Source organism: Flagellimonas pacifica, from assembly GCF_900215465.1.
GTDB lineage: Bacteria > Bacteroidota > Bacteroidia > Flavobacteriales > Flavobacteriaceae > Flagellimonas > Flagellimonas pacifica.
In genome coordinates this window covers 667,170-690,271 of the sequence record NZ_OBEH01000001.1, presented here as the reverse complement: position 1 = coordinate 690,271, position 23,102 = coordinate 667,170, and the positions used below count along the sequence as shown (strand labels likewise).

16 protein-coding genes and 1 tRNA gene are annotated in these 23,102 nt (G+C 37.5%); 9 read left to right on the top strand and 8 right to left on the bottom strand.

Annotated features, from left to right (window positions below):
• The first annotated feature begins 140 nt into the window (after positions 1-140).
• Positions 141-398, top strand: coding sequence for a hypothetical protein (locus tag CRO15_RS03055; protein ID WP_097044302.1), 258 nt, complete (start codon positions 141-143; stop codon positions 396-398).
• 29 nt (positions 399-427) lie between these two features.
• Here the strand turns inward: CRO15_RS03055 and lepA are convergent, their stop codons facing one another.
• On the bottom strand, positions 428-2,224 hold the full coding sequence (lepA, locus tag CRO15_RS03050) for a translation elongation factor 4 (RefSeq protein WP_097044301.1): 1,797 nt from the start codon (positions 2,222-2,224) through the stop codon (positions 428-430).
• A gap of 86 nt (positions 2,225-2,310) precedes the next feature.
• On the opposite strand from lepA, the gene CRO15_RS03045 reads away from it, so the two are divergent.
• Both CRO15_RS03045 and dusB read left to right on the top strand, forming a co-directional pair.
• A complete protein-coding gene (locus CRO15_RS03045; RefSeq protein ID WP_243396887.1) occupies positions 2,311-4,800 on the top strand; it encodes an outer membrane beta-barrel family protein in 2,490 nt (829 codons plus the stop codon).
• A gap of 50 nt (positions 4,801-4,850) precedes the next feature.
• Entirely contained in the window at positions 4,851-5,843 is a 993-nt protein-coding gene (gene dusB / locus CRO15_RS03040) for a tRNA dihydrouridine synthase DusB (protein ID WP_097044300.1), read from the top strand.
• Here the strand turns inward: dusB and CRO15_RS03035 are convergent.
• Together CRO15_RS03035 and rbfA are read right to left on the bottom strand one after the other, a co-directional pair.
• Entirely contained in the window at positions 5,840-7,048 is a 1,209-nt protein-coding gene (locus CRO15_RS03035) for an ABC transporter permease (RefSeq protein WP_097044299.1), read from the bottom strand. The two genes, dusB and CRO15_RS03035, sit on opposite strands and share 4 nt — an antisense overlap.
• 2 nt (positions 7,049-7,050) lie before the next feature.
• A complete protein-coding gene (gene rbfA, locus CRO15_RS03030; protein ID WP_097044298.1) occupies positions 7,051-7,443 on the bottom strand; it encodes a 30S ribosome-binding factor RbfA in 393 nt (130 codons plus the stop codon).
• Positions 7,444-7,559: 116 nt separating this feature from the next.
• Here rbfA and mce point away from each other — a divergent pair, with 116 nt between their 5' ends.
• Positions 7,560-7,967: a methylmalonyl-CoA epimerase gene (gene mce / locus CRO15_RS03025; protein WP_097044297.1), complete on the top strand. Its 408-nt coding sequence runs from the start codon at positions 7,560-7,562 to the stop codon at positions 7,965-7,967.
• 60 nt (positions 7,968-8,027) lie between these two features.
• Positions 8,028-8,101, top strand: a tRNA-Ile gene (locus CRO15_RS03020).
• 394 nt (positions 8,102-8,495) lie between these two features.
• Here the strand turns inward: CRO15_RS03020 and CRO15_RS03010 are convergent.
• Complete coding sequence (locus CRO15_RS03010; RefSeq protein WP_097044295.1) at positions 8,496-10,856, bottom strand: TonB-dependent receptor; 2,361 nt, start codon at positions 10,854-10,856, stop codon at positions 8,496-8,498.
• Positions 10,857-11,138: 282 nt separating this feature from the next.
• On the opposite strand from CRO15_RS03010, the gene CRO15_RS03005 reads away from it, so the two are divergent.
• The 4 genes from CRO15_RS03005 to CRO15_RS02990 all read left to right on the top strand — a co-directional run bounded on the left by CRO15_RS03005 (position 11,139) and on the right by CRO15_RS02990 (position 14,934).
• On the top strand, positions 11,139-12,140 hold the full coding sequence (locus CRO15_RS03005; protein ID WP_165769899.1) for a sensor histidine kinase: 1,002 nt from the start codon (positions 11,139-11,141) through the stop codon (positions 12,138-12,140).
• Positions 12,137-12,847 carry a LytR/AlgR family response regulator transcription factor gene (locus CRO15_RS03000; RefSeq protein ID WP_097044293.1) on the top strand — a complete coding sequence of 237 codons (711 nt, stop codon included), beginning with the start codon at positions 12,137-12,139 and terminating at the stop codon, positions 12,845-12,847. The genes CRO15_RS03005 and CRO15_RS03000 overlap by 4 nt, the downstream gene beginning before the upstream one ends.
• A gap of 222 nt (positions 12,848-13,069) precedes the next feature.
• Positions 13,070-13,768, top strand: coding sequence for a hypothetical protein (locus CRO15_RS02995; RefSeq protein WP_133067192.1), 699 nt, complete (start codon positions 13,070-13,072; stop codon positions 13,766-13,768).
• Between the two features lie 53 nt (positions 13,769-13,821).
• On the top strand, positions 13,822-14,934 hold the full coding sequence (locus CRO15_RS02990) for a helix-turn-helix domain-containing protein (RefSeq protein WP_097044291.1): 1,113 nt from the start codon (positions 13,822-13,824) through the stop codon (positions 14,932-14,934).
• 28 nt (positions 14,935-14,962) lie between these two features.
• Here CRO15_RS02990 and CRO15_RS02985 read toward each other — a convergent pair whose 3' ends face one another.
• From CRO15_RS02985 to CRO15_RS02970, 4 genes are all read right to left on the bottom strand, one after another.
• A complete protein-coding gene (locus tag CRO15_RS02985; RefSeq protein ID WP_097044290.1) occupies positions 14,963-16,105 on the bottom strand; it encodes an efflux RND transporter periplasmic adaptor subunit in 1,143 nt (380 codons plus the stop codon).
• Positions 16,106-16,115: 10 nt separating this feature from the next.
• Positions 16,116-20,447, bottom strand: a complete 4,332-nt coding sequence (locus CRO15_RS02980; RefSeq protein WP_097044289.1) for a CusA/CzcA family heavy metal efflux RND transporter — start codon at positions 20,445-20,447, stop codon at positions 16,116-16,118.
• Between the two features lie 77 nt (positions 20,448-20,524).
• Positions 20,525-20,923, bottom strand: coding sequence for a hypothetical protein (locus CRO15_RS02975; RefSeq protein WP_097044288.1), 399 nt, complete (start codon positions 20,921-20,923; stop codon positions 20,525-20,527).
• 157 nt (positions 20,924-21,080) lie between these two features.
• The gene (locus CRO15_RS02970; RefSeq protein ID WP_097044287.1) at positions 21,081-23,090 is read right to left on the bottom strand and encodes a serine hydrolase; all 2,010 of its coding nucleotides are present in this window, start codon (positions 23,088-23,090) and stop codon (positions 21,081-21,083) included.
• Positions 23,091-23,102: the final 12 nt, after the last annotated feature.

Sequence of the window (23,102 nt, the reverse complement as noted above, 5' to 3'; positions counted from 1 at the left end):
GTAAGTTACAAAAGAATACTTGTTTGACCTTTTCGTGCCAAAAGTATTATCCATCAATTGGGATAGGGCATTCATAAATTGACCTAATAAACTAGAAAAGCATTGCAATACTTTGGTAAGACAAACTAAATTTTCAAGAAATGAAAAAGATAATTTTATCAACAATCAGCATTGCATTATTTTTTGTTGGATGTTCCAAAGATGATGACAAGGGCGAAAAATGTTCAACATGTACAGTTTCTGCTTCGGGAATATCGTTGACATCCAAATATTGTGACAATGGCGATGGGACAATGACGGTGACAACAGGGGAAGAGACCAATACGGTTAGTATGGAAGGACTAACATTCAATCAATTCATAGCTGCATTAAAAGAATCTGGAGTGAGCTGTAAATAGGCGGTTTTGTAAAAAAGATGCACGCAAGATTAATCATTCAACTTTAAAACAGCCATGAAAGCTTGCTGTGGAATCTCGACATTTCCTACTTGACGCATTCGTTTTTTCCCTTTTTTCTGCTTTTCAAGCAGTTTTCGCTTACGGGAAATATCACCTCCGTAACATTTGGCAGTTACATCTTTTCGCAAGGCTTTTATGGTTTCCCTTGAAATAATTTTGGAGCCAATAGCTGCCTGGATAGGAATGTCAAACTGTTGTCGTGGAATAAGCTCCTTTAACTTTTCGCACATTTTTTTACCAATAGTGTGCGCATTATCAAAATGAACCAATGCGGATAAAGCATCAACAGGCTGAGCATTCAAAAGGATATCTACTCGGACTAATTTGGAAGTTCGCATTCCTATTGGGGTATAATCGAAAGAAGCATACCCTTTTGAAACGGTTTTCAATCGGTCGTAAAAATCAAAAACGATTTCGGCCAAGGGCATATCAAAAATAAGCTCAACGCGCTCCGTTGTCAAGTAGGTCTGATTGGTAATCTGTCCACGCTTTTCAATACAGAGAGACATTACATTTCCTACAAAATCTGCCTTGGTAATAATGGTTGCCTTTATATATGGTTCCTCAACCCTATCAACGGTAGAAGGGTCTGGTAAATCTGAAGGGTTGTTTACAATAAGAGCTGTTTCCCTGTCTTTGGTAGAGTAGGCATGGTAACTAACGTTGGGAACGGTGGTAATTACTGTCATATTGAATTCTCGTTCCAATCGCTCTTGGATAATTTCCATATGCAACATCCCCAAGAACCCGCAACGGAAACCAAAGCCAAGGGCGGCACTGCTTTCTGGGGTGAATACTAGAGAAGCATCATTGAGCTGTAGTTTTTCCATGGAAGAACGCAGTTCTTCAAAATCTTCAGTATCCACAGGGTAGATTCCAGCAAAAACCATAGGCTTTACATCCTCAAAACCTTCAATGGCATTTTGGGTTGGGTTGCTGGCATCGGTAATGGTATCACCAACCTTTACTTCCCTGGCATCTTTTATACCCGTTATCAAGTAGCCTACATCACCTGAAGAAATGGTTGTTTTAGGAACCTGATTTAATTTCAACGTACCTATTTCATCAGCAAAGTAATCTTTGTTGGTTGCAACAAATTTTATCTTCTGCCCTTTTTTTATTTCTCCATTAATAACCCTAAAATAGGTCTCAACCCCTCTAAAAGGGTTATAAACCGAATCAAAGACCAATGCTTGTAAAGATTCATTAGGATTTCCTTCTGGTGCGGGAACGCGCTCAATAATGGCGGTTAAAATATCTCCAATTCCAATTCCGGTCTTGGCACTTGCAGGGATTACTTCTTCAGGCTTACACCCCAATAGATCTACAATATCATCTGTTACTTCCTCTGGGTTGGCACTTGGTAAATCTACCTTGTTGAGTACAGGAATTATCTCGAGGTCATTTTCAAGAGCTAAATACAAATTGGAGATTGTCTGTGCCTGAATGCTCTGCGCGGCATCAACAACTAAGAGAGCACCTTCACAGGCCGCAATGGAACGAGAGACCTCATATGAGAAATCCACGTGTCCGGGAGTATCAATTAGGTTTAGCACATAAGTTTCTCCTTGGTGCTCATATTCCATTTGAATGGCATGGCTTTTTATAGTAATGCCACGTTCGCGCTCCAAGTCCATACTGTCCAAAAGCTGGTCTTGCTTTTCACGTTCCGTAACAGAACCTGTATAATCAAGCAAGCGATCGGCCAGCGTGCTTTTTCCATGGTCTATATGCGCAATAATGCAAAAATTCCTAATCTTCTTCATAACTACTATAACTCAACAAACTGAGGATGTGTAAGCAACTGCAAATATAGGTCTTTTCGTTGCCTACAAGTGTGTTTTTTGCAAATATGAAAAAAGGTACTGCAGGTATGGCTCTAAAATATTTTCTTAGATTTGATATTGAACCCCAAACTCAACTAATGCGAATCACCTGTATTTTTTTATTGGTGTTTTTAATTTCCAAAAGCCTATGCTCACAGACTTTTGAAATTAAAGGAAAGGTGATAGATGGCAAGAACAACATCATCCCATTTGCCAATATTTTACTGTTACAAGCATCAGATTCCACTTTTGTAAAAGGGACCTCGGCAGATGACAATGGATTGTTTAGATTGACCGAAGTGGAACCGAACTTGTATTTATTACAGGCCAGTTATGTGGGCAGGGGGTCAGAGCCCAGAGCTTTAGATATAAAACAAGACGTATCCCTAGGTGCTTTGGTGATTCTATTGGAAGCCACTAATCTTGATGAGGTAGTGGTGGTATCAAAACGTCCAACATTAAGAAGACTTCCAGACAGACTGGTCTTTTCGGTTGAAAACACAGTGGTTTCCCAAGGAAGTTCATGGGATATATTGAAGAGTACTCCCGGTGTGATCGTAAATCAAGAAGAATTACAAATCAAAGGACAAGCTGCAACGGTTTATATCAATGATAGAAAAGTACAGCTATCCGGTCAAGAGGTTAAAGACCTATTAGAGGGCTTCTCAGGCAGCAATATAAAATCTGTTGAGGTCATTGCCAATCCACCAGCTAGATATGATGCTGAAAGTGGACCTATTTTAAACATTGTTACGAGTAAAAATATCTTTCCTGGATATAAGGGTAGTGTAAATGCAAGATATACGCAAGCGGTGTTTCCTAAATTTAGTTTTGGAACCAGTCACTATTACAAAACAGAGAAGCTCAACTTATTTGCCAATTATTCAATTAACCCTCAAAAAGAGGTTAAGAAAACAACAAAAGGAGTCAATTTCTTAGACGACACAAATTCTATATTCTCCAGATGGGCATCGGATTATGAACAGAAATATTGGTCAAAGGCTCACAATGCTAGTTTCATTCTGGATTATGATATTGATGATAGAAACAGCCTTAATGTCACTTCTAATATGGCAATCAATCCAAATAGGGAGAAACAAACCAATTTGAACGCGGTTATTCGAAACGGTTCAAATCAGGTTGACTCCACATTTGTGACACAGAACATTGCAGAATTTGATAACACCAACCTTGCTTTTGATTTAACCTATGTGCATAAAATGAAAAAGCCCGGTGCAAGGCTTTCCGTTAATGGACATTTCACATATTATGACGCTCAAACCCATCAAGACCTCAATTCCAATTATTTTGATAACAATGGAAACTTTCTAAGAAACTTTGGATTTGATACAGATTCTGGACAGGATATTCAAATTTTTACGGGACAGGCAGATTATTCAACACCACTTGGAAATGCATCTTTGGAAACAGGTCTAAAAATCTCTTCCATTGCTTCTGAAAGTAACATGGATTTTTTCAATTTTGTTGGAGCTGATGATTCTGTTGATGCATCTCTATCCGACAATTATACATATGATGAAAATGTTTATGCAGGATATTTCAGCTTTGTGAAAAACTGGGATAAATGGTCCATGAAACTTGGATTAAGAGGAGAACTCACAGATGCAACAGGAACCTCTTTAACTCTGAGCGAAAGTATAGAACAGGAGTTTTTTGAAGCATTCCCATCAGTATATTTGTTATACTCTCCTTCAGATAAACATAGCTTTGCTTTAGACTATGGCAGAAACGTTGATAGACCAAAGTATAGTGACTTAAACCCATTTCGTATATTTTTCAATGAAAGTGATTTTGTAGAAGGTAATCCAAGACTTACACCTAGTTTTAGCCATAACTTTAATTTTAATTATACGTTGAACAGTGAGTTCTTTTTTGATGTCTATTACAGGGATAACGGAAGGAATATTGCGGGTTTGGTTTTCCAAAACAATGAGAACCAAACACTGTTTGATGTAAGACAAAATGTGCTTGGGAGCAAGTCTTATGGCCTGGACTTTACTTTAAGTAAGGGAATAACACCTTTTTGGTTTTTGTATGCCTATACCTCCCTTTTTCATGAAGAGGAAACTTTTTTGGCAGTTCAAAGCAATAACCAGGAATATACTGCAGAAGTAGATGGAGTATATGGTTATTGGGCAAATTATCTTACACTTTCCAAAGACAGGTCTTTTACCGGAGAAATTACCATGACATATTTTTCCAACTTTTTATTTGGTTCATTTGTATCAAGTGAACAACTAAATCTTACGGTTGGTTTGCGCAAGTCCTTTTTTAATAATAGGGCCATAGTTTCAATTGCAACAGAAGATATTTTAGAACGCTATAATGCCACCTTTACTTCTAAATATCTTAATCAAGACAATTTCTACAGATTCCGAGGAGAAACACAATTTATCAGGTTTGGCTTTACCTATAATTTTGGAAACTTTAAACTGGAGGATAATCAGCGTGGAATTGATAAAAAAGAAAGAGAACGTCTCCAAATAAAGGAATAAACAATTGATTTAAGGTATTTTGTACTTTTGCAATCCAAAAAATTAAGGATTTGCCAAAAATTGGAAATATAGAACTTCCTGATTTTCCGTTGCTTCTCGCTCCAATGGAAGATGTTAGTGACCCACCTTTTCGCGCACTGTGCAAGGAGCAAGGTGCAGATGTTGTCTATACTGAATTTATATCATCAGAAGGATTGATAAGGGATGCCGCAAAAAGTGTCATCAAGCTTGATATTTATGAAAAGGAACGTCCAGTGGGTATCCAGATTTTTGGTGCAGAGCTTGATTCTATGCTTCGGGCAGTCGATATTGTGGAAAAATCCAATCCAGATATTATTGATATAAATTTTGGTTGCCCTGTTAAAAAAGTGGTCAGCAAAAATGCCGGAGCTGGAATTTTGAGGGATATTCCCTTAATGGTGAAATTGACCGAAGAAATTGTGAAACGCACGAAACTTCCAGTAACGGTTAAGACCCGATTAGGGTGGGATACTAATTCCATTAAGATTGTTGAGGTTGCTGAACGTTTGCAGGATGTTGGGATTCAAGCTATTGCAATACATGGCAGAACAAGGGTTCAAATGTACAAAGGAGAAGCAGATTGGAAACCGATAGCTGGGGTGAAAAACAACTCAAGAATGCATATACCCGTTTTTGGAAATGGAGATGTGGATACTCCCGAAGCAGCCGTAAGAATGCGTGATGATTTTGGATTGGACGGTGCAATGATCGGCAGAGCAAGCATTGGTTATCCGTGGTTTTTTAAAGAAGTTAAGCATTATTTTAAAACAGGAACTCATTTAGCCCCTCCCACTATATTAGAACGGGTAGATGCAGCACGAAGGCATCTTCAAATGTCCATTGATTGGAAAGGAGAAAAACTAGGTGTTTTTGAAACTAGAAGACATTATACAAACTACTTTAAAGGAATTCCGCATTTTAAGGAATATCGCATGAAAATGGTCACCAGTGATGAATCTGCCGATGTTTTTGCAGCGTTTGATGAAGTTTTGGAAAAATTTGGTGATTTTCAGTTTGCCTAATTGGCAATTAACTTTTTTGTAATCCTACTACTTGCAATTTTTGAAGAAATAATGCCCAATACCACAATTGTGGCCAAGACCAATAATACGTTCATGACGTTATATTCAACAGGATAGGCCAATGATGGGGTTATCATGAGCCAGTTGAAAGCTATTTGCGAAGCAATAAGCAAAGAACCTATCAGAACCCCAATAAATCCGCCCAACGATGTAACCAAAATCCCTTGGGTAAAATAAATTTTACGCAATTCCCGTATTGTTGCCCCCAAACTGAACAAGGTTTTCGAGTTTTGTTGTTTGTCCAAGATCATCATGATTATGGCACCCACCACATTAAAAAGGGCAATGATCAAGACCAATGTAAAAATGAGATAAGTTGCCATATTTTCCGTGTTGAGCATTCGGTGAAGGGTACTATTTTGTTCTTGTCGATCTAAGACCAAGACATTATTCCCCAAAATTGTTTTGATGGATTCCTTAATGGTTTTAGCAGACACGGAGTTATTAATCTTAAAATTTATTCCAGAAACGTGTGTACTATCCTTTTCCAATAGAGCCTGTACCAAGGGAAGTTGTGCAAACACATACTTTTTATCCAGATTTTCTTCAATTGCGTAGACCCCGCTAACCACTAAAGGCAGTTCATTATAAGGTTTAGAACTAAACCCTTGTTGTGAGATGGAGCCTTTGCCAGGTTTGGGCACCAAAATGGTCATTGGGTTTTGGTAATTATCTAGAGCAACTCCAAGCTGATTATAAATTCCAATCCCAACAACACCATTGTACTCCGTAACGCCCCAATTGCCAAAATACAAAGTACTGTCTACCCCAGTAACTGAGCGATAATTATTGTCTATCCCTTTTATATATGCAATACAGCTTTTTTCACGGAAAGTAAGGTAAGCTCTTTCTTCCAACTCTTTGGAATAATTGGCAAGCCCAGCAACGTTTTTCAATGCATTTTCCTCGCTTTTCGAGATGGAAAAATACTTTCCTGTAACTGGCAGAGCCTTCAGGTCAGGATCAAAGGTATTGGTAAAGGATAAGCTAAAGGTTTTTAAGCCCGCAAAGGCAGAAAGCACAACAAAAAGTGCCGCTGACCCAATTACAATCACTAAAAAAGTGATGAAATTGATGATGTTCACAGCATTTTGACTGCTTTTGGATCGCAGATAACGCTTAGCTATATAAAAAGGAAAATTCAAAATCAGGATTTCTTTCGTTTATCCAGAAGGTCTCTATTTTCAATGGGGTTTTCTTCTCCTTTAAGTGATTTTTCAATCTTATCAATGTATTCAAGGGAATCATCTAGATAAAAATTGAGCTCAGGAACTCGGCGTAACTGGTTTTTTGTACGCTGTGCCAATTCATGTTTAATAAGGCTTTGGTTTGATCTAATCCCTTCCAGAAGTTTGTTTCCATCCTTATTGGGAAAAATGCTCACATAGATTTTTGCTATGGATAAATCTGTGGTTACATAGACCTTGGAAACAGAAATCAAGGTTCCTTTCAATCCACCATCTGTAGCTGCTCGTTGTAAAATATCGGCCATATCCTTTTGGATAATTCCAGCTATTTTCTTTTGCCGTTGTGTTTCCATAACTGCAAAATAACGGAATTAATGACTAACCTCATGATTTGATATGGCCTCAGTGCTTAATTTTGAAAAAATACTATAAGTATCCGGTAAAGGATAACACCTTAAAATACTGTTGAATGGATAAAATAGAACATATAGGCATAGCTGTAAAAAATTTGAAGGAGTCCAATGAGTTATTTGCCAAACTTTTGGGAGTTCCACATTATAAAACTGAGGAAGTGGCATCTGAAGGTGTTAAGACATCATTTTTTCAATCAGGGCCTAATAAGATTGAACTCTTGGAAGCAACAAATGCCAACAGCCCCATTGCCAAATTTCTGGAAAAAAAAGGAGAGGGAATTCACCATATAGCTTTTGCTGTTGAGGATATAGTAAAGGAAACAGCCAGACTTAAAGACGAAGGATTTACTGTTTTAAACGAAGTTCCTAAAAAAGGAGCGGATAACAAATTGGTGGCTTTTTTGCATCCAAAGGGAACAAACGGGGTTTTAGTAGAGCTTTGTCAAGAAATAAAAGAGGCGTAGGGGCGTTAAAACCTTGCGATGAAGAAAAATAAGTAGTAATATTGCATCCGCAAAATTGCGGGTCCTATAGCTCAGTTGGTTAGAGCACCTGACTCATAATCAGGGGGTCCATGGTTCGAGCCCATGTGGGACCACTCAAAAACCTTTCAATCTCTTGAAAGGTTTTTCTTTTTAATGTACTATAGAGGTTTTATCACCTTGACCTAGGTTGACCAATAATTTGGCGTCAAATGTTCATTTTTGTATACAACAAGTGCCTTTCTATCGCTTGTTTTATTTTTTGACTATGCTTGGGAAAACGGAAATTTGGGTGCATTAGATTGTTCTGAAATCTATAACCCAAAATTTAAAATAATCACAAAAAAACAGTTTGCCCTAGCCATCGCTATTACGATTTACTATACTGCTTGTAAGGAAAAAAGGGCAAAACAAATAGAGAAATTGAAGATGAATTTGTAGAAAAGTATGCCCCCAAAGACCTGAAAACATATGGTTTTACTTTGCCAGTGGCGTTTTAATGAATAGAATTTAGAGCAGCTTATCCGCTTTTTCATTTTTATCGCGCTTTTTCCGTTTTACACTTTTGTTCTTTCCGCTGCCAAAACGATAGGCCATTCCTGCATATAGTGTACGGGAATCTCTTCTAAATTCTCCTTCTTGAAAAATGGTCCTGTAGGTTTTAAACGCAAAGCGTTGCGACCTAAAAACATCATTAAAATTTATGCTTAACGTTCCTTTACCTCCTGCAAAATTGTAGCGAGCTCCAAGATTCATAAAGAAATTCTCTTTCAATTCATATTGTAGAATTTTCTGAGGACCGCTGTAGAATGTAAATATCTGGAAAGTGAGAGTTTTGGTGGCTTTAAAACTATTGTTCAATTTAGCGTTTAACAAGGTGTTGTTTACTTGTACATTTTCATTTTCAATAACACCTTTTTGTGTTCGTGTGTATACATCAAAACTTCCATTTAGACTCCACCAATTTGTAGGGCGGTAATTGCTTGAAAACTCAAACCCATAGGCATTATTACTTTCAAAGTTGTCATAATCAATAATCAACAAGGTTGGGTTATCTTCATCAAAAAAACCTCTTCTATTGATTTCATCGTTTATTCTTCTATAAAAACCTCCTACGGTAAAACTTCCATTGCGCAATTTTCTGGTGTAATTGAGCTCAAAAGAGTTTGTAAATTGAGGTACTAGGCTTGGGTTGCCAGTAATAATAATCTGAGGGGTGCTTAACTGCCTTATCGGGTTGATTTGGTTTAAGGAAGGGCGATCAATCCTTCGGCTAAAGCTTAATTGATAAGAGTTATTGCTTTCCTCACCAGGGGTATATTTTAAAAATCCAGAAGGATAAATATTGAACAATTTATCACTAAAATCGAATTGGGGCTCGGACACCTCATTAAACTGAGTGTCTACATTGTAATCCTCTAACCTTATACCGATATTATATTGCCATTTACTTATAGTCTGACTAAAAGTGGTGTAAAAAGAATGGATGTTGCGATCATACCTAAAATCTGAGTTATTAAAATCTTCACGCGTGCTGATATAGGTGTTGTCTGTACGTCGCAAGCGGGTCTCCAGACCAATTTCCAATGTGGCACTTTCAGAAATTGGGTTAATATAATCTAGATTGATGGTTGTATTTGTTCTAGTATCATCAACAAGCTCATCATAATTGGCCAGAGGAGTATTTCCGTTAAAATCGAAATCATTGTTGGTATCACTTTTCAGCGTATTGTAATCCACTTCCAATTCAATATTATGCCCCGCTTTAGTGAAATTGTGTTTAAAATCTGCATTGTAAGAAGCGTTTATATTATCTCTATGGCTTAAATCAAATTGATTAAAATTGGCATTGGCATTGTCAAAAAAGACAATATTCCTAGTGGCATCAAGGACAGCATCAAATACATTTTGGTTGGTATAGAAAGATAATGTGTTCTTGTCGTTCATAAAATAGTCCATTCCAAATTTGAATACATGGGATGTTCTATCGCCAATACTTTCAATTTGTTGACTGGTACGTTCACGTGTTCTTGTAATAAGTCCGTCCGTCACACTTTTACCAAGTCGATTGCCATAACTGCCATAAAAATTGGTCTTTCCCACCCTGTAATTTAAGTTTAAAGAGTTGTTGTATCGCGTTCTTTTGCCGAAAGTGACACCCGTGTTTAAGGAGGCATTGAAGCCAAGGGAGGCATTCTTTTTGAGTGTGATATTAATGATGCCACTCATGCCTTCGGGATTGTACTTGGCAGATGGGTTGGTAATCAGTTCAATGGTCTTGATTGATGTTGAAGGTATCTGCTGCAACAACTCACTAGGGCTTATATTGGTTGGTTTTCCATCTACAAGAATTCGCACATTTTCATTTCCGCGAAATGATATTTCACCATCTTGGTTTACACTTACCGAAGGAATGTTTCCCATGATGTCACTGGCAGAAGCACCGGCAGTAGTTAAATCTTTACCTACATTAATGACCTTCCTGTCAATCTTTTGCTCTATACTGGACCGCTCTGCAATAACCTCTACAGATTCTAGAGCTACTGCATCTTCTTCAATATAAATACTACCTAAATTTAGTTTCTTGCTAGTTTTATTTATGGTTACCGGAGTAACCTTCGATTTATATCCAATAAATTGAATTTCAAAAGAATAATTCCCAAAAGCTATATTGTTTACATTAAAATTGCCATTCTCATTCGTAATCCCACCTGTTACAATGACATTGTTGGTTTTTAAGATAACATTGGCGTAGGGTATTGGTTCTTGTGATATTTTGTCAAAAACGGTTCCTGTAATGGTTCCGTTTTGTCCGTAACTGTAAAAGGTGACTGCAACAAAAAATAAAAAGAGAGCATTTTTGTATTCCATTAGTTTAAAAAATTGAAGTTTGAGGCAAATTTATCTGGAGAAAAAGGGGTTAATAGGTGTAGGGGCCACAAAGTGTGGTTGTGAAGACAAAGGGTATGTAAAAATGGTCTAACTGTTTGGTCTGCCAATAAGGGCTTTTTGGCATCGTTTATTCGTTGTTCATGGGCAATTTTCTGGACACCCTCTTTAGATTTGTAACTTTATCAGCAATTATTGCGCTCTATGTGGCAACAAGCCCAACATTTCTTAGAAATCTCAAAGTTCAAGTACCTAGTATTTTGGATGTTGATTTTTGCTTTTTCCGCCTCTACCTCCAACTGGTATTACTCCAGTACGTATGAACTGTTTGTTACTTTTGGTATACGGGCAACAATGCAGATTGCAATGGCCTTTGTTATAATCGAGCTGTTGATTCCCAGGCTTTTAAATAAAGGCAAAACGTTGGTTTTTGCAGTAGCGATAGTGTTGGTTTTGCTTTCATTTTACATTCTTTGTACGCTTATCTTCATACATTTTTTTGAGCCTACTTTTCCGTCCACTTATGTCAATTACGTTAAACGTTTTCAAGACCCTTCATTTTTTGGTCGTCTTGTGAGTATAGGAGAATTTGTATCAAAAACACTCTATTTACTTTACCCCACTTTTTTAATATTGGTATTGAAGTTATATGAGGAAAAGCGGCAGTTACTTAAATTGAACGAGCAGAAGAAAACGGCTGAGCTCATGGCCTTAAAAAACCAACTGAATCCCCATTTTCTGTTTAATACACTGAATAACCTATATGCATTGGCATTAAAAAAGTCAGACAATACCCCCAAGGTCATACAAAAGCTGTCCGAAATCTTGGACTATATTCTTTACCGCTGTAATGAGCCTTATGTTTCTTTAGATAAAGAAATTGAGCTTATTGAAAATTATCTGTCACTAGAAAAAATTCGTTATGCTGATAGGGTCAAAATTTCATTCAGTAATAATGTAACGGGCCAAGAAAAGGTGGCTCCCTTACTTTTGCTCACGTTTGTGGAAAATGCCTTTAAACATGGTGTTGTTAATGAGATCAAGCAAGCTCATATAACAATTAACATCTCAAAGAAGGGTGAACAGCTGGTCTTTAAAATTGAAAATAGCAAACCGAACACAACAGAAAACTTGACGGATAAAGAATCCATAGGGCTGCAAAATATCAAGAAACAACTGGAGCTGCTATACCCTAAAGCATACGATTTAATTATTGAAAACAGCAAAAGCACTTTTTCCGCTAACTTAAAATTGGGAATGGTATGAGCTACCAATGTGTAATTGTTGATGATGAACCTTTGGCAAGAGAATTGCTAGAAGGTTATCTGGAAAAAATACCGGATTTTGAATTGATAGCTTCCTGCCCAAGTGCTATTGAAGCAAGCTCAGTGTTAACTAACAATAATGTAGACTTGATGTTTTTGGACATTGAAATGCCGTTGATTAAAGGCACGGATTTTTTTAAGAACTTAGTATACAAGCCCCAAGTTATTTTTACAACTGCATACCGGGATTATGCTGTGGATGGATTTGAACTCAGCGCTTTGGATTATTTACTAAAGCCTATCTTTTTTGAACGGTTTTTTTCGGCGATCCAGAAGTTTTTAAAACTTCAGAGCAAAACAGAAGATGGAGTTTTGGCACAAGTTCATTCTGATAAAAATGCATTCCTTTTTGTAAATAAATCAAAGAAGCAGATCAAAGTTGTTTTTGATACTGTTTTGTATGTTGAGAGTTTTAAGGACTACATAAAAATTCACTTGGAAGAAAAAGAAACCTTAACCATAAAAGAAAGTATTTCTTCCTTTGAAAAACGATTGGACAACAGGTTCATTCGTCTGCATCGCTCCTACATAGCAAACAGCGAGAAAATTACGGCATACACCAGAAATGATGTTGAAATAGGACGAATTGAAATTCCTATAGGAAATAATTATAAGGATAACATGCTCCCTTTTTTGAAATCTGTCTAACAAAAGGATCACGGTATCAAGCAAGGCATTCACCTTCCCCTCATTCTTTTTGTGGAAATATCAATCACTGTTGGGGTCATAAACTTAATGCCCAAACTCTCCAAAATGCTTGTAAAACAAGACCGTATACCGTATGTGAACCCATCTGAACCTGATTTTCTTCTTTCGGCTTTCTTCTACTTATACATTAGCAGCATGATAATAAAATTTAATAATTCAATCATGAAAAAAACAAATTTAATAATGCTAATGGGCCTATTGCTTTTAAGTGGAAACATGGTAAATGCACAATCAAAAACAAAGCTGCTGAACTTTAAAAAAGGAGAGGTTTTAGATATTCTTTTATTTACGGGGAAACCAGAAATGGGCAAACTATTCCCAAAATACAAAAAAACCGCATTTGCATTTGCACTAAAAACTGGCTATCAACCACAACCCCTTTTTTCAATTGCCGAAACTACCCAAGGAGGGTTTCAGCCCGGAACTTTTGTTTTTGGAAAGTGGACAAATATGCAAAGCAGAAAGAAGTTTTTAAATGAAATTGAAGAGGAAGTCCCTGATTTTCACGAACAACGAAGAGCTATGTGGTCATCATTTTATTTGGCATATTACAAAATGCCCAAAGATGTGTCTTTTGAAATAAACCCAGAAAAAGTTGTGGTGGCTACGGCATATTGGAGAAACGATGAAAATGAATTCAAAAACTATAAAAATGAATGGCTTAGAAAGGCAAAGAACCAAGGAGGTAAAGTATTGTTGGAATTAACGGATGCTAAATCTTCCGTGGGATATATGTACAAACCAGATTATATGGTATTGATAGAGTGGGAAGATAGGGCAACCTTTAATGCATTTTATAAAGAGAATATGAAAATGGGAAATAATAGTATCCAAAACGTAAACCAATTCGTTATCAAATAACCAATTAAATTAGGGGCCAGGGATTTGTAAAAACCCTTGGCCCAATATTTCTTATGCAGACATTTGTAAACCAGTTAGTGTACTTTGGTTTTTTTCAAAGCTTGTTCTTGCTCTGTGTGTATCTGTTTTCTCCAAAGAATAGAAAAAACATAAATGGGTATATTGCTTTTTTGATTTTTGTACTGCTTATTGGATTAAGTGGCCGCGTACTATACGTCTCAAAGGTTTTTGGTGACAATTTTAGACTTATCACACTTTCGGAATTTGCCATTTTACTATTTGGCCCCACAGTCTTTCTCTTTACCAAATCATCATTGGCCCAACAACGATTCTCGTCAAAAGATTTGATTCATTATGTCCCAGGATTTTTTTATATCCTATTTGTTGTGTTTTATTTTATGGTGCCTTCAGATAAAGTAATTGTGGCCAGAATACAAAGTGGAGAGCTATATAGTGTTGTCAGTATTTTTGTGGGTACGGGCCTTATTTTTAATAGTGCATATTGGGTGTTAAGTCTACAGCATTTTTTAAGGTTCAGGAACAATTTAAAAAATGAGCTTAGCTATACCATTAAAACGCAATTCTTTTTTAACTTTCTAATGGCTATTGGAGGGTGCCTTTTAACTTGGACCGCGTTATACCTCACCAGTTTATTTGGATTTGAAAAGATAGAACGGGAAGGCCGTCAATTCATTTGGATGAGCATTGCTTTTGTTGTTCTTTTTATTGCATATTATGGAATGGTGGCACCAAACTTATTTCGAATACAATCTTTCAATCTTTCGCAAAAATATAGTCAGTCTAAGCTTAGTCATACAGATTTGGATGAATTAAAAACAAGATTGGAAGGTATGATGATTGCCAAAAAACCATATCTGAACGCTAAACTAATGAAGGCTGAATTGGCTAAGATGTTGGGAATTAGTAATCCAGAATTGGCGCGTCTTTTAAACGAACGTATTGGCATGAATTTTTTTGACTTTGTTAATTACTACCGCATAAAGGAATTTATAGCCCTTGCCAAAACTGAAAAAGCTCAAAATCTCACTTTTTTTGGCCTTGCGCAAGAGGCTGGGTTCAATTCGAAGACTACATTCAATAAATCTTTCAAAAGTTTAATGGGAACGTCCCCTTCCACCTATTTTAGAAGAGACACCACTAGTTAGTCTAAAAGGTTTCACTCAAAAAAAGTAATTAATCTCCTAACAAATTAAAAGCTCCCTTGGTTAAAAACTGTGTGTTTGGAGTAAAGGTGTTTTTTATTTCAATAATTGTATAGCCTTTGGAAGTTGCCTTTACAGTTACCTCTTCTTGCTTAAAATAGTAGATGTTTCCTTCTTTTTTTTCCAAAACCAGTACATATGGAATTTCATCTGCTACAACTAAAGCTTCATTAGGCAATGTTTTTGCAGTCTCAAAATCAGTATAAATACTTGCCTCCACAAACATCCCTGTCAAAAAATTGTTTTCCGATTCATTTTCAAGATGTCCATGTACCTTTATTGTTCGGGTTTCTTCAATTGCCGTACCCACAAGGTGTACTTTGGCCTTAAAAGTTTCTGTAGATACTTCTGGAATCTTAAAATCGATATCCTGGCCTTTTTTCACCTTCATAATATCTTTCTCAAAAACAGATAATTCCAAGTGAATGTGCTCATTGTCAATAATCTCCAAAATAGAAGTTGAAGGGGAAACATATGTTCCCTTTGTTACGTTCATTTTGGTTACACTACCAGAAATGGGAGCATAAATGGTGGCCACAGAACTAAAATTCCCTTGTGAAACACGTAAAGGTGAAATATTGAGCATTTGTAACTGTTTCCCTAATCCTGTGTGTTTTGCGACCGCCGTTTTATAATTGCTTTCAGCTTTTAGATAACTTTTTTGCGAGGTGATGTTTTCCTCGGTCATGGTTTTTTGTCTTTCATATTCAGCCTTTAAATAAGTGAGTTGCCCACTCACTTCCATATATTCCTGTTGAAGGGCAATAAATTCGGGGTTTTCAATGGTAACCAAAACCTGACCCTTGTGAACCTTATCTCCAATAAGTAAGGGTGTGGTTTTGATGTACCCTCCCATGGAAGCATTTACCACTACCCGGTTGCCTGGAGGCACATCAATCATCCCATTAACATTAATACTGGTTGGAAATGGCATTTCTTCCAAACTTCCCAAAGTCATTTTGTTCTGTTCAAATTGGGCTTGTGTAACTTGGATACGGTCATCCATTTGCTCTTTACTTTCTAAATCAACTTCAGATGATTTGGTTTTTCCACCGCAACTCAATAGTGCAAAAAGAAGGCTCAAGGTGGTTATTTTATATAGGCTTTGTATCATTACAATGTGTTTATAGGGTTAGATAATTAATGGCAATAACGGTTTGGTTGTACTGTTGGAGTTTTTCTAGATAATCCAACTTTATTTCATACGCACTCTCTATGCTTTGGATGTATTGATAAAAATCGATTTCTCCATTCTTGAAACTACCGTTGGCTGTTTTTAAAATTTCATCTGAAAGCGGCATACCTTCATTTTCATAATAGTCAAGTGTATTCTGAAGCTGTGCCAATTCCATTTTAAGGGCATTCCATTTTGCATTCAGTTGAATTGCATATTCATTGGACTCCGTTATTACTACTTCTTCCGCAAAGCGCGCTGCCTTTATTTGTGCCGATTGGCCTCCGAAGAGGATTGGTATTTTAATCCCTAATTGATATCCGGACAAACTTTCATTGAGTTGTGAATTGGTTCCTTGAAAATATTCAAGACCAATGTCAGGCAACAATTGTTGTTTTTTAAAACGTCTTTCAGCTTCAAATAAAGAAACCCTGTTTTGATGGTAACTTAGCTCTGGACTAGTGTCTATGTTCAATGATTTTAATGGGATTTTAAGCACCAGTTCGTCTATTACCTGAATGCTGTCTTCCGGCTGTATGGTTTTGTGCAAATTTCTGTATGCAATGGTAACATCCTTTTGGGTGTGCGTATATTTAAGCTGTATTTGTTTCTGTTTGGACGAGGCCGTAACTTTCTCCAAATAATTGGTTTCTCCCAACTCAAAACGTCTTGCGGCCATTTTGGAAAAGTTGGTGTATAAACTATCTAGCCGTTGATAGACCCGTTCCTTTTCTTTAGCGATTTGATATTCATAATACGCTGCAGTAACCTTTCTTTCCAGTCCTTTTTTATGAATGTCATAGGTGCTGGAAACAACATTGTAACGGGCCTTATTCACTTTCCTTTCGGAAAAGTATACCGTGGGAAAGCGAAAATCTTGCTGAATACCAAATACTTTAAGCGGCTCATTGTTCAATGCCAAATTGTTCTCGTCAAACTGGTAATACAACTGTGTCTTATCAAAACTAAATGCACTATTGACCAAAGCATTTGACTGTTCTACTTTTAATTCACTTGCCTTCAGCGCCGCATTGTTCTCAACAGCCATTGGGATGAGTTCTTGTAGGGTTTTGGGCTTTTGCTGAGCCGTAGTACTATAAGAAAATAGCAAACCAACGATGCTCAGTCCCACGGTTGCTCCTTTATTAACAGTCTTTAGTCCTCTCTTGTCGGTATTCAAATAAGCATAGAGTACTGGCAATACCACTAAGGTCAATAATGTGGCGGTTATCAAACCACCAATAACAACTGTTGCCAAGGGGCGTTGTACTTCAGCACCTGCATTGGTGGAAATTGCCATAGGCAAGAACCCCAGAGCTGCCGCCGATGCAGTTAACAATACTGCTCTCAACCTATCCTTTGTGCCTTGCTTGATAAGGGTTTCCATATTTTCAAATCCTTGTTTTTTTAGTTCTTTAAAGTGTTCTATCAATACAATTCCATTTAGTACAGCAATACCAAATAGGGCAATAAACCCTACACCTGCGGAGATACTAAATGGCAAACCCCGAATCCACAACAACAAAACACCTCCCACGGCAGCCAACGGAATCGCTGAATAAATCATTAAAGCTTCCTTCACGGATCTAAAGGCAAAATAGAGCAGTACGAATATTAAGACCAAGGCGATGGGCACCGCAACCATCAATCTTGATTTGGCGCTCTGCAAATTTTCAAACTGCCCACCATAGGTAATGGTATAGCCTACGGGTAATTTTACATTTGTATCTATTAACTCCTGGATATCATCAACTACGGATTGTAAATCACGGTTACGCACATTGATTCCCACTACAATTCTTCTTCGAGTATCATCACGGGAGATTTTTGCAGCTCCCTTTTTATAGCTGATATCGGCCAACTCATTTAGTGGAATCTTTCCGCCTGTAGGAAGGTCAACATATAGGTTTTTAAGATTGTCTATGTCTTGCCGTTTTTGTTTATCCAATCGAACCACCAAATCGAACCGTTTTTCACCTTCAAAAACACTCCCAGCGGATTTTCCAGCAAACGCCATGGACACCATATCGTTCAACTCCTGAATATTGAGTCCGTACCGAGCTATTTTAGAACGATTATAACGCACACTCATTTCAGGTAATCCGACTATCTTTTCTACAGTAACATCTGCTGCTCCTTCCACATTTTCTATCAAAGCACCTATTTCATTTCCTTTTTTTGCCAGTACTTCCAAATCCTCTCCAAAGATTTTGATAGCGATATCAGCTCGTACTCCTGTAATAAGTTCGTTGAACCTCATCTCAATAGGCTGTGTAAACTCCACTTCCATTCTGGGGATAACAGCAAGCGCCACTTTAAACTTGTCCGCCAACTTATCTTTGGATGATGCGGATGTCCATTCACTTTTTGGTTTAAGTACAATTATGATATCGCTTTCTTCCATCGACATGGGGTCCGTTGGCACCTCAGCGGCTCCAATACGTGTGACCACTTGCTTTACCTCTGGAAATTCTTTTAGTAGTATTTTTTCGATTTCAGTGGTGATTTTTACGGTATTGCTTAACGAGGTTCCCGTTTTCAGGACAGGTTGAATCACAAAATCACCTTCATCTAAGGTTGGTACAAACTCACTCCCCATTGAAGTATATAGATATATTGAGATTGCCAGAAGTGCCGTAGCAATCCCCAGTACTAACTTTTTACTTTGCAATGCCCAATGGATAATAGGATCATATATTTTATTGATCCATTTCATCAATCGAATCGATATATTTTTATCGGTTACATGGGATGGCTTTAAGAATATAGATGCCACAACAGGGACATAGGTAAAGCAAAGAATCATTGCTCCAACAAGGGCAAAACTGAATGTCAATGCCATAGGCTTGAACATCTTTCCCTCTACCCCGCTCAGTGATAATATTGGGATGAATACAATCAAAATAATGAGCTGACCAAAGATGGCGGAGTTCATCATTTTTGATGCTCCAGAGAAAGTAATCTTATCTTTTAAAGCTTGTCTTTCTGTTTTAGCCAAGGCGTAGATCTCATCTTTTTTCCTTGTGATTTGAAAAGCAATGAATTCAACAATGATTACTGCGCCATCAATAATGATTCCGAAGTCAATAGCACCCAAACTCATTAAATTTGCATCAACCCCAAACAGGTACATTAGGGACAAGGCAAACAGGAGACATAAAGGGATGACCGACGCTACTACCAATCCTGAGCGAAAATTGCCCAATAGCAATACCACTACAAAAATTACAATCAGACAACCTAGAATTAAGTTTTCGGTAACCGTAAAAGTTGTTTTGGCAATGAGTTCACTACGGTCAAGAAATGCATTGATATAGACACCTTCCGGCAATGATTTTGAAATGGAAGCAACCCGCTCTTTTACCGCTTCGATGACTTTTTTGGAGTTAGCATCCTTGAGCATCATAACCTGTCCCAATACTTTTTCGCCTTCACCGTTTCCGGTAATGGCCCCAAAGCGTGGTGCACTTCCAAAGCCTACTTTGGCAACATCTTTTACATAAACGGGAATTCCAACATCATTTTTTACCACGATGTTTTTAATATCCTCGAGTGAAGAAACAAGTCCTTCGCCCCGAATAAAAAATGCTTGGTTTACTTTCTCTATATACCCTCCACCTGAAACACTATTGTTCATTTGCAAAGCAGAAAAAACATCATGTGCAGTGATGTTCATTGCATTTAGTTTTTCCGTATTGATGGCCACTTCATACTGTTTTAAGAATCCACCCCACGTATTGACCTCAACAACTCCAGGAATACCGGAGAGTTGTCGTTTTACAATCCAATCTTGTATGGTTCGTAGATCGGTAGCAGTGTACTTACCCTTAAATTCCGGTTTTACATCCAGAATGTATTGGTAGATTTCACCAAGGCCAGTGGTAATTGGGCCCATTTCAGGTGCCCCAAAACCCTCCGGGATTTTCTCTGATGCAGATTTAATCTTTTCAGCAATAAGTTGCCTGGGCAGAAAGGTTCCCATCTTATCTTCAAAAACGATGGTAACCACGGATATCCCAAATTTGGAAATGGAACGGATCTCCTTAACACCCGGCAAATTCGCCATTTCTAACTCTACTGGATAGGTAATAAATTGTTCCATATCCTGTGTGGAAAGATTTCTTGATGTTGTGATTACCTGAACCTGATTGTTGGTCACATCGGGTACGGCACCAATGGGTATTTGTGACAATGAGTATAACCCAAATCCTATAATAAAGGTTGTGAACAACAGAACAATAAACTTGTTCTTTATACTGAAATTAATAATATGTGATAGCATTTTTTCATAATATAATCTACGTGAATCGCCCTAGGTTAAGTTTTGACCTAGTGCTAAATGAATTTGTTCTGATTATTTTATGAAAGCCGAGGTGGCTGAAAGAGTCCTTTAGAGTGCAGAGAGGAGGTAGATGCTTGATAATAAAAAGTAGCAACACTAAACTCGGCAAATTCAGGCGCCTTAAATTCTGAAATGTATGTGTTTATGGCAAAATCCGTAAGGCAGGAAGTATGAGATTGATGCTGAAAAGGAAGCTCTTCATGTTCTTGTTCTTCCTCTTGGTGTTCTTTCTGGTGATCAGCTTTGAGTTTTCCGTAATGTTTGGAAATAAAGACTATAACATTATCTCCATATTGCTCGCTATGAAATTGGGCGTGTTCAACAAACTCATCAATCTGAACCAAATCATCAAAGTGTAGCCCAAAACTTTGCAATAGGACTAAAAAAGATAGTATTATGGAAAATAGTTTGTTCACTATCACAAAGTTAACAAAATGGTTGAGCGCTATAAAATTGCGGGAATAATTTTAAGTGCAATTTAGCAAATAAGCGGTTAAGTCTTATGACCCTCATTGAGAATTGTGTAAAAGCATTACTTCCTTGGAATAAGAAAGAACAGTTACAGGGTTAAGCTCAATCTTTTTGTTTTTTCCCTTCAACGAATATTTGCCATGCATCCATTGTGAGTTCGCTTCCGGTATCTGAATTGGTATATATAATATAGCCCATTTTTAATTTGTCATAAACTTCAAATTGGCATTTGAAATCACCATTGTTTCCGCCATGGTAAAAAGTATCCCCATAATCTGTTTTTCGAATAAAAATACCAAGTCCAGCACCTTCGGCCTTATTGGGGTCATTCCAAAATTCTGGATTTGACTCCGTATGGATTTTTAAAAATTGGTTATACGTAGTTGGTTTCAATCCTTTTCTTTCTAAAATGGCAAGGGCGTATTTGGCAAAGGCTTTGGCTTCCGTATGCATACTAAAAGCCATGCCTGCTTCTTGAGGAATGCCCCAATTGGTAGGATGATTTCTCACATGTCCATCAGACACAACCTTGCGCAACAAATCGCTATCGCTAAATTCCATATGATAGAGGTCGTTAGGCTCAATCAATTCCTCATTTAAAACTTGTTCTATGGGTTTCCCTGTAATTTTGACAACAACACGTTTAAGGTATTCAAACCCTTCTCCTGAATACCCATATTTTTCTCCGGGTTCGTTAATCATTTCAATTCCCCAATTGGGAAGTCCACTTCGATGGATTAATACGTGTCGCGCAGTTATCTTTTTGTACTCAGGGTATTTTTCAAGTTGCTCAAATGGCAGGTATTCATGTAGTGGTTTGTCAAGGTTAATTATGTTGCGATCTGCTAATCGCAGTACCACAAAAGCAAAAACAGGCTTGGTAATTGAGGCGGCTTCGAAAAGTGTTTTCTCATCAACGAGTTCGCTGGTCACGGAATTTTTTACCCCATAGGTTTTATGATAGACTACTTGTCCATCTTTAATTAAGGCCAATGAAACACCTGGAATGTTATAATGCTCTTGGTACGCTTTAACTATTTGATCAGTCTGTTTTTTCGAGTCATCATCAAAGTCGTGCAGTAATCCTTTGGAAGGAATTACATCGGGTTCAGGAAGCATTTTTACCTCGAGTGAGGGAAGGGGATCATGGCCATCCTTTCTTAAAGAAAAAGTTATTGGGTCAGTAGGGGCCATTCTATGAAATCTGTAATCAATCTCCACAATTTTTGTTGGAACTTCAATTTTGTAATCGCCAACAGGCAGTGGAACGGAGAAATTTCCGAGGGAGTCTATAACAGTCTGAACCCACATTTTTTCATTCTCTAGATTACTCATTCTAACGCTTACAGGAATTGGTTCTGAATGAAGATTAGAAGTGTCGACTTTACCTTTGACCAGCCCAATATCAGTGCCTTCGGCAATAAAAATTATATTCCCCAGTCTATCAGGGTTTGACACTTTTTGAGTACCTCTTCCCCAGGAAAGCCATGTGAAACTTTTGTCACGGTCTTTATCAATTGCCACTAGATCTATTCCTAATGACATGCCTTTTTCAATTTTCTTGTCGAGTGTTACTTTCCACTCAACAGTTTTGCCATTTTCGGTTACATTTTTTACCATCTCCACATTGTCCCAAGAGGTTCTTGCCCCATATGCGTTCCTATCATTGCCATATTCACTGTATTGGGTAACAGGTGAGCCAGATTTTAAACTCTTTTCATTGATGTATAACTCCAAACCATCTTGATTATCCCAAAATGACATATCTGATGATTGAACAACTTGGGATTCGTCTGAAATTTCCATGGCAATGTAAAGCTCATTTTGTTCCACATTATAGCCGATGCGGAAATTACCTTCAAAATCTTCTTTGTTTTTTGGAGCTTTACCAAGCTCGGCATTGTTTATTTGATATTTGGTCATGTCTTTTGGCCACTCCGACAAGTCTCCGTCTAAAACTATTTTACTCATAGGAAAGGCATAAGCAATGGCATCATCGGTGACGATGATGTTGTTTTTCTTTGGATTTTGACAAGAGGTAATTAAAAAGGAAAAGAACAGATAAGTGTAAAAAAACAAACGAACTTGGCAACGGGAAAGGAATTTTTTCATGACGAAGTTTTT

Excerpts from the sequence above, each read along its gene's own strand:
- CRO15_RS03055 (WP_097044302.1), top strand. The coding sequence starts at position 141 with ATGAAAAAGATAATTTTATCAACAATCAGCATTGCATTATTTTTTGTT.
- lepA (WP_097044301.1), bottom strand. The coding sequence starts at position 2,224 with ATGAAGAAGATTAGGAATTTTTGCATTATTGCGCATATAGACCATGGA.
- CRO15_RS03045 (WP_243396887.1), top strand. The coding sequence starts at position 2,311 with ATGAAAAAAGGTACTGCAGGTATGGCTCTAAAATATTTTCTTAGATTT.
- rbfA (WP_097044298.1), bottom strand. The coding sequence starts at position 7,443 with ATGGAAACACAACGGCAAAAGAAAATAGCTGGAATTATCCAAAAGGAT.
- mce (WP_097044297.1), top strand. The coding sequence starts at position 7,560 with ATGGATAAAATAGAACATATAGGCATAGCTGTAAAAAATTTGAAGGAG.
- CRO15_RS03010 (WP_097044295.1), bottom strand. The coding sequence starts at position 10,856 with ATGGAATACAAAAATGCTCTCTTTTTATTTTTTGTTGCAGTCACCTTT.
- CRO15_RS03005 (WP_165769899.1), top strand. The coding sequence starts at position 11,139 with ATGTTGATTTTTGCTTTTTCCGCCTCTACCTCCAACTGGTATTACTCC.
- CRO15_RS03000 (WP_097044293.1), top strand. The coding sequence starts at position 12,137 with ATGAGCTACCAATGTGTAATTGTTGATGATGAACCTTTGGCAAGAGAA.
- CRO15_RS02995 (WP_133067192.1), top strand. The coding sequence starts at position 13,070 with ATGAAAAAAACAAATTTAATAATGCTAATGGGCCTATTGCTTTTAAGT.
- CRO15_RS02990 (WP_097044291.1), top strand. The coding sequence starts at position 13,822 with ATGCAGACATTTGTAAACCAGTTAGTGTACTTTGGTTTTTTTCAAAGC.
- CRO15_RS02985 (WP_097044290.1), bottom strand. The coding sequence starts at position 16,105 with ATGATACAAAGCCTATATAAAATAACCACCTTGAGCCTTCTTTTTGCA.
- CRO15_RS02980 (WP_097044289.1), bottom strand. The coding sequence starts at position 20,447 with ATGCTATCACATATTATTAATTTCAGTATAAAGAACAAGTTTATTGTT.
- CRO15_RS02970 (WP_097044287.1), bottom strand. The coding sequence starts at position 23,090 with ATGAAAAAATTCCTTTCCCGTTGCCAAGTTCGTTTGTTTTTTTACACT.